This window comes from Paenibacillus beijingensis (genome assembly GCF_000961095.1).
Taxonomy (GTDB): Bacteria; Bacillota; Bacilli; order Paenibacillales; family Paenibacillaceae; genus Paenibacillus_O; species Paenibacillus_O beijingensis.
Window position 1 is genome coordinate 3,902,486 of sequence record NZ_CP011058.1, and the last position, 13,590, is coordinate 3,916,075.

Consider the following 13,590-nt stretch of genomic DNA (forward strand, 5'->3'; position numbering starts at 1 on the left):
CGTTCATGGGGAGAGAACCTTATGTATTCGCGTAAAGATACCGTTCCGGTTAAAGTAGGCGGGCTGACGATCGGCGGAAGCAACGAAGTCATCATCCAAAGCATGTGCACGACCAAAACGGCGGATGTGGAAGCGACCGTGGCCGAAATATTGCGGCTGGAGGAAGCGGGCTGCCAGATCGTGCGGGTAACCGTCAATAACAAGGAAGCCGCCGCTGCCATTAAGGAAATCAAGAAACGCATTCATATTCCGCTTGTCGCGGATATTCATTTCGACTACCGGCTTGCCTTGGCGGCGATCGAGAACGGAATCGACAAGGTAAGGATCAATCCCGGCAACATCGGCCGCCGCGAGAAGGTCGAAGCGGTCGTCAAAGCGTGCAAGGAACGCGGAATTCCGATCCGCATCGGTGTTAACGCCGGTTCGCTTGAGAATCATCTGCTCGAAAAGTACGGGTACCCGACTCCGGAGGCGATGGTGGAAAGCGCCTTGTTCCATATCGGCATTTTGGAGGAACTCGATTTTCACGATATTATCGTGTCGCTCAAGGCGTCGGATGTACCGATGGCGCTGGAAGCGTACCGGATGGCTGCGGAGCAGATCAAATACCCGCTCCATCTCGGCATTACCGAGGCGGGGACGCTGTTCTCCGGCACGATCAAGAGCTCGGCCGGCATCGGCGCGCTGCTGGCGATGGGCATCGGCAACACGGTGCGGATCTCGCTCAGCGCCGATCCTGTGGAAGAAGTGAAGGTGGCCCGCGAGCTGCTGAAGACGTTCGGCCTCATCACGAACGCGGCCACGCTCGTTTCATGTCCGACCTGCGGACGCCTAGACATCGACCTGTTCTCGATCGCCAATGAGGTCGAGGACTATATCGCATCTATTAAAGTTCCGATCAAAGTATCGGTACTCGGCTGCGCGGTGAACGGCCCCGGTGAAGCGCGCGAGGCGGACATCGGCATTGCGGGCGCCCGCGGCGAAGGGATGCTGTTCCGCTACGGAGAGATGATCCGCAAAGTGCCGGAGCAGGAGCTGCTCAGCGAGCTTAAGAAAGAAATCGACGAGATTGTGCGCGTCTACGAAGCGACCGGCGAAATTCCGGGCCGCAATAAGCATCACCCCGTCACGAAGTAGAGGGGAAAAAGGAGTTGCTGTGCGGGAGGGTTTTGATCGAGTGTGGTATTAAGGCCGCTGCGCGGCTGATTCGTGCTTCCGATCGCTGTTGTCCTCCGATTTCTGAATGGTATTAGATTAGGGTAGAAATCGGAGGACAAAGGCGAACGCTGACGCTTCTCCAGTCACAAGTCAGCCTCTCCACTCCTCTACACCGCAGATGCAAACCCTCCCGCTTCGCTCTCCTTTTTTAGAGGGGAAGCAGGTGCAGCTGCGCGGAAGGCTCGCTTGCTTTTTAAATCAATAAGAATGTGCGCACTTCTTGTTTTTAAAGGTGCGGAAAAAATTTACAAGCCCCGCTTAACAAGCGGCTTCATTTTTCACCCTTCTCTTGTACATGTGCAGCGCTGAGGCGAGCACGGAATCAAGAGAAGGGTTTTTCTTGCTTATCACGATTATTCCATCCCCATGGAGGCAATACTAGCCTTTATTGGACTTTATTTCGCAGGAGCTTTGAAAGGAGCGGGATGGAAATGACATTGAGTATGTTTTTAATGCTGGTGCAGGTGTTTTTTGCGGTCGTGATCGGCGTCTATTTCTGGAACATGCTGCGCAACCAGCGCACGAACAAGTCGGCCGTCGATAAGGAATCGCGCAAGGAGATGGATAAGCTGCGCAAGCTGCGCTCCGTTTCGCTCACGAAGCCGCTTGCGGAGAAGACGCGGCCGCAGTCGATGTACGACATCGTCGGCCAGCGGGAAGGCTTAAGGGCGCTGAAGGCGGCGCTGTGCAGCGCTAATCCTCAGCACGTCATCGTGTACGGCCCTCCCGGTGTCGGCAAAACGGCAGCGGCGCGCGTCGTGCTGGAGGAAGCGAAAAAAAACCCGGCGTCGCCGTTTCTGGCGGACGCGAAGTTTACGGAGATCGATGCGACGACGGCCCGGTTCGACGAGCGCGGCATTGCCGATCCGCTGATTGGCTCGGTTCATGATCCGATCTATCAGGGAGCGGGGGCCATGGGCGTGGCCGGCATTCCGCAGCCGAAACCCGGCGCGGTGACGAAGGCGCATGGCGGGATGCTCTTTATTGATGAAATCGGGGAATTGCACCCGATTCAAATGAATAAACTACTGAAGGTGCTGGAGGACCGGAAAGTATTTTTGGAGAGCGCTTATTACCATTCCGAGGACACCAACATTCCGCTTTATATTCACGATATTTTTCAAAACGGCCTGCCGGCCGATTTCCGGCTTGTCGGCGCGACGACCCGTTCGCCGCAGGATCTGCCGCCCGCGCTCCGTTCGCGCTGCATGGAGATTTATTTCCGGCCGCTGCTTGCCGATGAGATCGGGGAAATCGCCGATAACGCAGTGAAAAAAATCGGTTTCGGGCCTTGTCCGGATGCAATCGAGGTCATTAAAAAATATGCCACCAACGGCCGGGAAGCGGTCAATGTCGTGCAGCTTGCGGCAGGGCTTGCGCTCTCCGAAAAACGCGACTCGATTACGGCCGCCGACATTGAATGGGTCGTGAACAGCAGCCAAATTCCGCCGCGCCCGGACCGGAAAGTTCCGGCGTCGCCGCAGATCGGCTTCGTCAACGGACTCGCCGTATACGGTCCTAATATGGGCACGCTGCTGGAGATTGAGGTGAGCGCCATTCCGGTCGCAGCCGGAAAAGGAACGTTTACGATTACCGGCGTCGTCGACGAAGAGGAGCTGGGCGGCGGACAGCGGACGCTGCGCCGTAAAAGCATGGCGAAGGGATCGATCGAGAACGTGCTGACGATACTGCGCCGCTTCGGCATGAAGCCGGAAAATTACGACCTGCACATCAATTTCCCGGGGGGCACGCCGATTGACGGTCCTTCTGCCGGCATCGCGATGGCGACGGCAATCGCTTCCGCGATCAAAGGGATTCCGGTCGACAACAAGCTGGCGATGACCGGCGAGGTCGGCATTCACGGCAATGTGAAGCCGGTAGGCGGGGTGCTGGCGAAGGTGGAGGCCGCATTCCAGGCGGGAGCGCAAAGGGTCATTATTCCGAAGGACAACTGGCAGGCGGTTTTTGCCGATCTGAACGGTGTGGAAGTCATAGCAGCCGATCGCGTCGAAGAAGTGTTCAATCTCGTATTTCCGAAGGAAGAGGAGCTTGCGCAGCCGGCCCAGCAGCCCGCGGCGAGCGAACTTTTTCGCGCTCCGGGCGTCTCCTATTTGCAGGCGGATTCCGTAGAGTGATAAAATGGATGATACATACATTTTGGAGGTGCTGGTATGGGACCTGGAAAAGGAAAAGGTCGTCGGCTGCCTCTGCTGCCGCTGCGAGGACTGCTCGTTTATCCCAGCATGGTGCTTCACCTTGACGTAGGAAGGGAGAAGTCCGTCCGCGCGCTGGACCGCGCCATGATCGATGATCATATGATTCTGCTCTGCTCCCAGTCGGAGGTCAATATTGAAGAACCGACACGGGACGACATTTACCGGGTTGGCACGATTGCGCGAGTCAGACAGATGCTGAAGCTTCCGAACGGCACGATTCGTGTCCTTGTGGAAGGCGTTGTCCGGGCGGAAATTACCGGCTACCTGGACAATGATGACTTTTATGAAGTGACGGTACGCGAGCTTCCGGAGGAGGAATCGGGGGATTCGGAGATCGATGCGTTAATGCGCACCGTGCTGAACCAGTTCGAGCATTACATTAATTTATCGAAAAAGGTTACGCCGGAAACGCATGCCGCGGTGTCCGACATTGATGAGCCGGGCCGTCTGGCCGACGTTATTACAAGCCATCTATCGCTCAAAATCAAAGACAAGCAGGAGATTTTGGAGACGGTAGACGTGCACGCCCGTCTGGAGAAGCTGCTCGATTTGCTGAACAACGAGCGGGAAGTGCTCGAGCTTGAACGCAAGATCAGCCAGCGCGTGAAGAAGCAGATGGAGAAGACGCAGAAGGAATATTATTTGCGCGAGCAGATGAAGGCGATCCAGAAGGAGCTCGGCGATAAGGAAGGCCGAGCGGGCGAGGTGGAAGAGCTTCGCTCCCAGCTGGAGGCGTCCGGTGTGCCGGATCACGTGAAAGAAAAGATAACGAAGGAAATCGACCGTCTGGAAAAAATGCCGGCTTCCTCTGCCGAAGGCGGCGTGATCCGCAATTATATCGATTGGTTGTTGTCGCTGCCGTGGAACAAAACGACGGAAGACCGCTTGGATTTGAAGCAGTCCGAAGAGGTGCTGAATCAGGATCACTACGGACTGGAGAAGCCGAAGGAGCGGGTGCTGGAATATTTGGCCGTCCAACAGCTTGTGAAGAAGCTGAAAGGGCCGATTTTGTGCCTTGTCGGACCTCCCGGCGTCGGCAAAACGTCGCTGGCCCGCTCAATCGCGAAATCGCTGGGCAGGCAGTTTGTGCGCATTTCACTCGGGGGCGTGCGCGACGAAGCGGAAATCCGGGGCCACCGCCGCACTTATGTGGGCGCGATGCCCGGCCGGATCATACAAGGGATGAAGACCGCCGGTTCGATGAACCCGGTGTTCCTGCTGGACGAAATCGACAAAATGGCGATGGATTTCCGCGGCGACCCGGCATCGGCGCTGCTTGAGGTGCTGGACCCCGAACAGAACAACACGTTCAGCGACCATTTCATCGAAGTTCCGTTCGATCTGTCGAACGTCATGTTCATTACGACGGCGAACGCGATGCACAACATTCCGCGGCCGCTGCTCGACCGGATGGAAGTGCTGTACATTCCGGGCTATACGGAGCTGGAAAAAATGCAAATCGCGCGCTCGTTTCTGCTGCCGAAGCAGAAGAGGGAGCATGGACTCGAAGAGGATCGTCTCGTTGCCTCGGAAGACGCGCTGCTGCAGCTGATCCGCGAATATACGCGGGAATCCGGCGTGCGCAACCTGGAGCAGCAGGTGGCGGCAATTTGCCGCAAGGCGGCCAAGCAGCTTGTGGCGAACCCGGAGAGCGCACCGATCGAAGTCGGGCCGCAGCAGCTGAAGGAATGGCTCGGTCCTTCCAAATTCCGCTACGGGCTGGCGGAGGCCGAGGATCAGGTCGGCGCAGCAACCGGACTCGCCTGGACGGAAGTCGGCGGCGATACGCTCGTCATCGAAGTGACGGTGCTGACCGGCAGCGGCAAGCTGACGCTGACCGGCAAGCTGGGCGACGTCATGAAAGAATCCGCCCAGGCGGCATTCAGCTATACCCGCTCGCGGGCGAAGGAACTGGACCTCGATCCGCAGTTCCATGAGAAGAACGATATTCATATTCATATTCCCGAAGGCGCGATCCCTAAAGACGGACCGTCTGCCGGCATCACGATGGCGACGGCGCTTATTTCGGCGCTTACCGGCCGCAAAGTGTCCCGGGCGGTCGCGATGACCGGAGAGATTACGCTTCGCGGAAGGGTGCTTCCAATCGGAGGCTTGAAAGAGAAATCGCTGGCCGCGCACAGGGCGGGCATCACGAAAGTGCTTATTCCGAAAGACAACGAACGCGACCTGCGCGATATTCCGGACAGCGTCCGCAGCGATCTGGAATTCGTTCCTGTCAGTCATATGGATGAAGTACTCCGGCATGCGCTGCTGCCGGCCGAAAGCAATGAGAAAGCGGGTACTACCATTTCATGAAAATAACGCAAGCCGAGTTTATTATCAGTGCGGTTCAGCCGCACCAGTACCCTGATGACGCCTTGCCGGAGATTGCTCTGGCGGGGCGTTCCAATGTCGGGAAATCGTCGCTGATCAACCGCATGATTCAGCGCAAAAACCTGGCGAGGACAAGCTCCCAGCCGGGCAAGACGCAGCAGCTTAACTATTACCGGGTCAACGATCAGGTATATTTTGTGGACTTTCCGGGTTACGGATACGCAAAAGTTTCGAAATCGCAGCGCGAGGCATGGGGAGGGATGATCGAGCGGTATTTGCAGCAGCGGGAGCCGCTGAAGCTCGTTCTGCTGATCGTCGATATCCGTCATCCTCCTTCAGCCGACGACGTGCTTATGTATGGATGGCTCAAGCATTTCGATATCCCGCTCTGCGTCGTTGCGACCAAGGCGGACAAAATTCCCCGCGGCAAATGGGACAAGCATATTCGCATGATCCGCGACAAACTGCAGGCCGATCCCCGGGACCGGGTTGTTTTATTTTCCTCGGAAACGGGTAACGGGAGAGACCAGCTGTGGGAGGTCATAGCCGGCGCGGCAGGAATCGGCGGCTGAAAGAGCGCGGCGATCGGTAAAAATGCGGAGCATACTGCGTGATTAGCCGGGTCAATCAAGGAATCAGGCGGAATTTTCAGAAATATGGCGGATTATAACGGCTGAGCGGCAGGAATAAAAACCCGAAATCGCGTATAATATACTTAAGGTATGTAGCCGAGGCGGCGCAAGCCTCCGAAACCAGCTTTAAAGTTTAAAGAATTGAGGGATTTTTATGGCTCAGCGGATAGCCACGGAATATGTTAAAGCCAAACTGCAGTTAACGCGCGAAGAGATGATCCGATTTGTCCGGTTTTTTGATGAGCAGCAGGTGCGCCTGCATGTGAAAGTGCTCGATAACGGCAGCCAAGAGGTGGTTCTCGAAGATCGTGCAGGGAGGGAAGAAATCCGCTTTACGTTTGAACGGGAAGAAGAGCTTTACGTATGCGTACTGTCATGCCGGCTGTTGCATCCGGGATTAACGAATGCGATGCGCAAGGCGGTCATGACATTCAAGGGCGACGCTATCGTCCGCCGTATTTACAGCCATTATACGATGATTTATCACTACGAGTCAGGCATGGTAAGGCGTATTGAAGAGAAAAATGATGCCGGCTTAAGATTGGTGTTCCAGTACAAGGACCGTCTTGGCGAGCTGGAGCGTCAGTTCCGGGAACGTGAGGTGGAGCGGCGGATTGAGCGGCTGCAAAGCCGGATCAACGAGCTGCTCGATCTTCGCAACGGCGCCTGCTCCGCGGGCGAAGTTCAAGGGATTGACCGGCAGCTGCAGATTTGCTCTCATCAGCTATTCGTCCTGGAAGCCTGATACTGTATCGTGAAGGAGCCGCCTTTTGGCGGTTCTTTTTTCATCGGTCCGTGTCCAGAAAATTAATATTTCATTTCAAAAAAAAGGGTTGCATTTAGCGGCGATAGATGTTATTTTTATCTTCGTTGAAATCAATAATAGGAACCAGGATTCACTCAGGACATGGTAATGTTACGAGAGATTATTCCCTCGAGAAGTGAATGACGTAGGTCCTAGCGGATGAAATTTTTCAAACATTTTATTCCTAGGAAGGGGGAGCCGAAAGATGGAATATTCGACTTTCGGAAGGCACGTTGCGGTTGATACTTGGGGTGTAGATTTTGAACTACTTAACAATGCGGACTTTTTGGAAGCCCACATGGTAGAGGCGGCCGAAGCTTGCGGCGCTTCCGTACTCTCGGTTCAAGCCAAACAATTTGAGCCTCAAGGTGCAACGGTGTTGGTGCTTTTATCGGAAAGCCATCTCTCGATTCATACTTATCCCGAGAAAGGCTTTGCCGCTCTGGACTGCTATACCTGTGGTGAAACTGTGGATCCGCAGCTGGCGATCGATTACATGCTTGCTGTACTGAAACCGGAAACGGCGTATGCGAAGAAACTTGTGCGGGGCATGGGTGAACTTCAAGTAGTTGAACCGCAATTGAAACAAATCGAGCTGGTTTAATACCGGCACCCGCTATTTGTAACGAAATAACCATGGGGATCCATGGTTATTTCTTTTTGTACCGGAATAGAAAGCGCCATTAAAGGTTAAAAATAGAAAACATGCGTCAAACAAGTTTCATAAATTCATCACGGAACAGATCGTCCAAACATGATATAATAATGAAGAATTCTTAAAGAGGCAGGTGATGAACGCATGCACATTATTGTTGTCGGTTTGAACTATCGAACGGCGCCCGTCGAAGTCCGGGAACGGTTCACGTTTGTGGAACGGGATTTGCCCGAGGCACTCAGTCAGCTGAAGCAAACCAAAAGCATATTGGAATGCGCCATCGTTGCAACCTGCAACCGTACGGAACTGTACGCGGTCGTAGACCGTCATCACCTGTGCGCTCATTATATCCGCTCGTTTATGGAGAAGTGGTTCTCTCTTTCCAGAGATGAATTCACAAACCATTTATATATGTATGAGGACGATCATGCGATCGAACATTTGATGCGCGTTACAAGCGGTTTGGACTCGATGGTGCTTGGAGAGACCCAAATTTTGGGACAAGTCCGCAACGCCTTTTTGCTTGCCCAGCAGCAGAAGACGACGGGAACGATTTTCAATATGCTGTTTAAGCAAGCCGTTACGATGGCCAAGCGCGCCCACTCCGAAACAACGATCGGCGAATCGGCCGTATCGGTCAGCTATGCGGCGGTGGAGCTGGGCAGAAGAATTTTCGGTCAATTTTCCAAAAAAACGGTCATGATTTTGGGCGCGGGCAAAATGAGCGAGCTGACGGCCAAGCATCTGTACGGCAACGGTGCGGACCGCGTGCTCGTCGTGAACCGCACATACGAACGGGCGGTGGAGCTTGCGGGTAAGTTTAACGGCATTCCTTGCTCGATGGAAGAGGCGGTTAGCCGGCTGCATGAGGCGGATATTATTATCAGCTCGACCGGAGCCAGCGGATTTGTTCTTACCCGCAGCCAGGTGGCTGAGGCGATGAGCAAGCGCAAGTCGCGGCCGTTGTTCATGATCGACATCGCGGTTCCGCGCGATCTGGATCCGGCCATCGCCTCCGTCGAAAATGTGTTTCTTTACGATATCGACGATTTGGAAGGCATCGTAGAGATGAATCTCGAGCAGCGGCGCAAGGAAGCGCAGAAGATCGAGCTGATGATCGAGGATGAGCTGGAAGAGTTTAAGTTGTGGTACAAGACGCTCGGCGTCGGCCCGCTGATCCGGGCGCTTCAGGAGAAGGCTTCGGATATCCAGCAGGAAACGATGGCCAGCTTGACCAAGAAGCTGCCGGGACTGGACGAGCACGAATTGAAGGTCATTCATAAGCTGACCAAAAGCATCGTGAACCAAATGATGCACGATCCGATTCTCCGCATTAAAGAGCTGGCCGCCGACAAAAAAGCCGACGAGGCGATGGAGCTGTTTGTGAAGCTGTTCGCACTCGAAGAGCCGCTTGCGCAAGCTGCCGCGGCCGAAAGGAATGCGGCTGCAGCGGCATCCGCATCCGGCAAGGCAGACATAAAGAGCGCCGGTAGAGGCGCATTGGCAGCGACGATGCCTTAAGCCGGGAGGCGCATATGTTCAGTAAATATTGGTTCTACGACGCGATTTTGTATGTGTATGCCCTGAGCCTTCTGTTTTACTTCTCCGACTTCGTGGACGCGAATCGGAGAGCAAAGCGGATAGGTGCAGGGCTGCTTGTTTTCGTCTGGATTTTGCAAACGGGCTTCCTGCTTGTAAGAATCGTATCCCATTTCGACATGACGTTGTTTTCCCGGTTTGAATACTGGTTTGGCGTCTCATGGCTGCTCGTCACGGTGTCGCTTGTCATCAGCCGCTTTTTCCGGATCGAGTTCATCGTGTTTCTCGTCAATGTGATCGGTTTCGGGGTGCTTGCCCTGAATTTGTTCACGAATCCGAATGCCAAGGTTAAGCCGGCCGCATGGGAAACGACCCGGGAGCTGCTTATCGTACATATTAGCCTTATTACTTGCTCGTTCGCCGCGCTGACGATCGGAGCCGTTTTTTCCGGAATGTATCTTTTTTTGCACCGGAGACTCAAATTCAAAAAGTGGTCGCAAACGCTGCTCCGTCTCCCGAGCCTTGAGCTGATCGACCGTTATGCGTTCCGGTGGGTGCTGGTCGGCATGCCGCTGCTCGCGCTGTCTTTATCGGTTGCGGTCGCGTTGATCGTTTTGGAAGGCAGATGGAACTATTTGCTGGACTGGAAAGTCATTTCCTCGTTCTCCGCTTTGGCGATGTACTGCGTCTATTTGATTCAGCGGGTGCTGCTCGAACGGACAGGCTGGCAGACGGCGCAGTGGAATCTGGTTTGCTTCGCCTTTCTCATCGTCAATTCGTTGATCAATCCGATGTCGAAATTTCACCAATGATCATGACCTCTTATGGAGGGAGCGTGCGATAGATGGGCGGTTACCCGGTCATACTGAAACTGGAAGGAATACGGTGCGTCGTCATCGGCGGGGGCGCCGTGGCGGAGCGGAAAACAGCCGGTCTCTTGGATGCGGGGGCGGATATCGTTATCGTCGTCAGTCCATCGCTCACACTGCAGCTGAGGAAGCTTGCCGAATCGGGACGGATTACGGCCGAAATAAAAGAGTACGAGCAGTCCGATATCCGGGGGGCGGGACTTGTATTCGCGGCTACCGACAGCCGGGAAGTAAACGCCCGGGTTGCCAGTGACGCCGCCCGCGCCGGCGTTATGGTGAATACCGCCGACGAGGGTAGCGGCGGCTCGTTCATCACGCCCGCTGTCGTCCGGCGCGGCGATCTGCTGCTGGCGGTAACGACGTCCGGCGCAAGCCCGGCGCTGGCGGCGCACATCCGGCAGGAGCTTGAGCACCGTTACGGGCCGCGTTATGAAGCGGCTCTGCGCGATTTGAAACGTTTGCGCGAAGAATTGAAGAAGTTGGTACCGGATGCGGTCAAGCGTAAGGAACTGCTGCGGGAGGCGGCCCAGCGAATGAATGCGGAGCTGACGGCATCTGAGGTTCATGCGGTCAGGGAACGGAATCCGGGCGATGCCGACGTGGAGCAGCACTAGGCGTGTCAAGAGTGCGGCAGCGGCTGTTAATGATGGTCGGCCCGCGCGGCGGAGCCTTTTTGCCACATTCTCACTGCCATTCATACATACTTAAAGAGGAGGCTGATTCGCATGACATTGCGCAAAGGGCGGACGATTGTGGTCGGAACGAGGCAGAGCGCGCTTGCGCTGACCCAGACCGGCCAGGTTATCGACGGGCTGCGGGAGCTGTCGGCACGGCACGGGATGGATTACAGCTTTGAAATCCGCAAAATCGTGACGAAGGGTGACCGGATCCTCGATGTGACGCTGTCGAAAGTAGGCGGCAAAGGTCTTTTTGTAAAAGAAATCGAGCAGGCGCTGCTTGATAAAGAGATCGATTTGGCGGTACACAGCATGAAGGACATGCCGTATGAGCTGCCGGAAGGGCTCATGAACGGAGCTGTTCCGAAACGGATCGATCCGCGCGACTGCATCATTACACGCGGCGGCGAAGGGCTGGCCGAGCTGCCTCACGGAGCCAGAGTGGGGACGAGCAGCCTCAGGCGCGCCAGCCAGCTGCAGCACTACCGTCCGGATCTTCGTCTGGAACCGGTCCGGGGCAATATCGACTCGCGAATCCGCAAGCTGGAAACCGAAGGCTTCGATGCGATCGTGCTGGCGGCAGCTGGTCTTACGAGAATGGGCTGGCAGGAGAGGATGACGGCGCCGCTTGAGGTCGATGTTTGTCTGCCGGCCGTCGGGCAGGGGGCGCTTGGCATTGAATGCCGCCAGGAGGATACGGAAATCAGGGAACTGCTGTCGCTGTATAACGATCCGGAAACAGAGCTTGCCGTCCGTGCGGAACGCAGCTTTCTCGGCGCCCTGAACGGAGGCTGCCAAATTCCGATCGGCGCTTATGCGACGATAAGCGGGGGTTCGGAGGAAGAACCGGAGCTGCAGTTGACCGGTATGGTAGGCAATCCTGACGGAAGCACGGTATTAAAGGAAATGCGCCGCGGAACGGATCCGGAAGCGCTTGGGAAAGAAGTTGCGGATGCGCTCCGGGCGATAGGAGCGGATCGCATTTTGTCGGAAATTGGGGGATAAAGATGGATAAAGGGAAAGTGTTTCTGGTCGGCGCGGGCCCGGGAGATCCGAAGCTGATCACCGTCCGCGGACTGGAGTGTATCTCCTGCAGCGACGTCATCGTTTACGACCGGCTTGCCAGTCCGAGGCTGCTGAAGCATATGAAGCCGGGAGCGGAGAAAGTGTATGTGGGCAAGCTGCCCGACCGCCATACGATGAAGCAGGAAGATATCAATCAGCTGCTGGTCGATCTGGCGCTGCAAGGCCGAACGGTGACGCGGCTGAAAGGCGGCGACCCGACGATTTTCGGCCGGGTGGGGGAAGAAGCGGAGCTGCTGCAGGAGAATGGGATCGAGTTCGAAATCGTCCCGGGCATTACGTCGGCGATCGCGGTTCCCGCTTATGCCGGCATCCCCGTTACGCATCGGGATTTGGCTTCGTCGCTGTCGATCATTACCGGTCATGAAAGTCCGGACAAGCTGGACCGTTCCATCCACTGGGACAAAGTGACGAACGCGACCGGAACGCTTATTTTTCTGATGGGCATCGCCAAGATCGGATACATTAGCGAGCAGCTGATCCGCTACGGCAAATCGCCGCAAACGCCGGTCGCGCTCATCCGCTGGGGAACCCGTCCCGAGCAGGAGACGCTTGTCGGCACGCTGGAGACGATTGAACGCCAAGTGAAGGAAGCGAATTTCCAGCCGCCGGCGGTCATCGTCGTAGGTGAAGTGGTGAACCAGCGCGAGCAGTTAAAATGGTACGAAAACAAACCGTTGTTTGGGACGCGTGTGCTCGTCACGCGCGCGCGCGCGCAGGCCAGCGAGCTGTGCGACCGCATTGAAGCGCTTGGAGGAGAGCCGTGCGAATATCCCGTTATCGATGTGCGGGAGCCGGAAAGTCCGCAGGCGGCGCTTGCGATCCGGGAGGCGCTCGCCGATCCGCAGCGCTACGACTGGATCATGTTTACGAGCGTGAACGGAGTCGAGTACTTCTTCCGCTGGCTGAAACGGCTGGGCGTCGATATCCGCGCGTTCCACCGCGCGCGGATCGCGGCTGTCGGTCCGAAGACGGCAGAAGCACTCGAAGCACGCGGTCTTTGCGTCGATTCGCTGCCGTTCAAGTTTCAAGCGGACGGTTTGCTGGACAGCTTGGCGGATCATATTGAGCCCGGACAAACCGCTCTTCTGCCCCGCGGCGATTTGGCGCGGGAGACGCTGCCCGCAGCGCTGGATCAGCGGGGCGTAAAATCGGTAACCGTCGACGTCTACGAAACGGTGCTTGCCGATGCGCAGGATGTGTTCGCGCTTGAATGGCTGCGGAACAAGGAGGTCCATGTCGTTACGTTCACCAGCTCCTCTACCGTTACGAATCTGATGGAACTGCTGCGGCGCAGCGGCGTCGATAATCCTGCCGAGCTGCTGCAGGGTGCCGAAATCGCCTGCATTGGACCGGTAACGGCCCGTACGGCCAAGGAAGCCGGCTTGACGGTGACGATCGAGCCGCAGGAGGCGACCATCGACGGGCTCGTCGCCGCAATTGCGGCGCGGCGGGCGGAAATGCGGTTATAAGACGGGATAGGCCGGAAGCTTTTTTTGCCGAATCACATCCGAAGCTACCGATGCTGTCTTCATCAGTGACGACAGTTTCGTGAACATATA

At 56.1% G+C, this 13,590-nt stretch carries 11 protein-coding genes; all 11 read left to right on the plus strand.

The features are described 5' to 3' along the window. Window positions 1-21 precede the first annotated feature (21 nt). The 11 genes from ispG to cobA all read left to right on the plus strand — a co-directional run bounded on the left by ispG (window position 22) and on the right by cobA (window position 13,500). The gene (gene ispG, locus VN24_RS17615) at window positions 22-1,137 is read left to right on the plus strand and encodes a flavodoxin-dependent (E)-4-hydroxy-3-methylbut-2-enyl-diphosphate synthase (protein WP_045671467.1); all 1,116 of its coding nucleotides are present in this window, start codon (window positions 22-24) and stop codon (window positions 1,135-1,137) included. Window positions 1,138-1,649: 512 nt separating this feature from the next. Further along, window positions 1,650-3,353, plus strand: a complete 1,704-nt coding sequence (gene lonB, locus VN24_RS17620; protein WP_045671468.1) for an ATP-dependent protease LonB — start codon at window positions 1,650-1,652, stop codon at window positions 3,351-3,353. 36 nt (window positions 3,354-3,389) lie between these two features. Then, a complete protein-coding gene (lon, locus tag VN24_RS17625) occupies window positions 3,390-5,750 on the plus strand; it encodes an endopeptidase La (protein WP_045671469.1) in 2,361 nt (786 codons plus the stop codon). Further along, window positions 5,747-6,340 carry a ribosome biogenesis GTP-binding protein YihA/YsxC gene (yihA, locus tag VN24_RS17630; protein ID WP_045671470.1) on the plus strand — a complete coding sequence of 198 codons (594 nt, stop codon included), beginning with the start codon at window positions 5,747-5,749 and terminating at the stop codon, window positions 6,338-6,340. Before lon ends, yihA begins: the two co-directional genes overlap by 4 nt. A gap of 214 nt (window positions 6,341-6,554) precedes the next feature. After that, the gene (locus tag VN24_RS17635; protein WP_045671471.1) at window positions 6,555-7,145 is read left to right on the plus strand and encodes a hypothetical protein; all 591 of its coding nucleotides are present in this window, start codon (window positions 6,555-6,557) and stop codon (window positions 7,143-7,145) included. 265 nt (window positions 7,146-7,410) lie between these two features. Beyond that, window positions 7,411-7,809: an adenosylmethionine decarboxylase gene (speD, locus tag VN24_RS17640; protein ID WP_045671472.1), complete on the plus strand. Its 399-nt coding sequence runs from the start codon at window positions 7,411-7,413 to the stop codon at window positions 7,807-7,809. Window positions 7,810-8,004: 195 nt separating this feature from the next. Continuing rightward, window positions 8,005-9,381 (plus strand): glutamyl-tRNA reductase, encoded by a 1,377-nt coding sequence (gene hemA / locus VN24_RS17645; protein WP_045671473.1) that lies wholly within the window; start codon window positions 8,005-8,007, stop codon window positions 9,379-9,381. 14 nt (window positions 9,382-9,395) lie between these two features. Continuing rightward, complete coding sequence (gene ccsA, locus VN24_RS17650; RefSeq protein WP_045671474.1) at window positions 9,396-10,211, plus strand: cytochrome c biogenesis protein CcsA; 816 nt, start codon at window positions 9,396-9,398, stop codon at window positions 10,209-10,211. 32 nt (window positions 10,212-10,243) lie between these two features. After that, window positions 10,244-10,882, plus strand: a complete 639-nt coding sequence (locus tag VN24_RS17655) for a precorrin-2 dehydrogenase/sirohydrochlorin ferrochelatase family protein (protein WP_045671475.1) — start codon at window positions 10,244-10,246, stop codon at window positions 10,880-10,882. Between the two features lie 111 nt (window positions 10,883-10,993). Continuing rightward, window positions 10,994-11,950, plus strand: coding sequence for a hydroxymethylbilane synthase (gene hemC, locus VN24_RS17660; RefSeq protein WP_045671476.1), 957 nt, complete (start codon window positions 10,994-10,996; stop codon window positions 11,948-11,950). A 2-nt stretch (window positions 11,951-11,952) separates the two neighbouring features. Next, window positions 11,953-13,500, plus strand: coding sequence for a uroporphyrinogen-III C-methyltransferase (gene cobA / locus VN24_RS17665; RefSeq protein ID WP_045671477.1), 1,548 nt, complete (start codon window positions 11,953-11,955; stop codon window positions 13,498-13,500). Window positions 13,501-13,590: the final 90 nt, after the last annotated feature.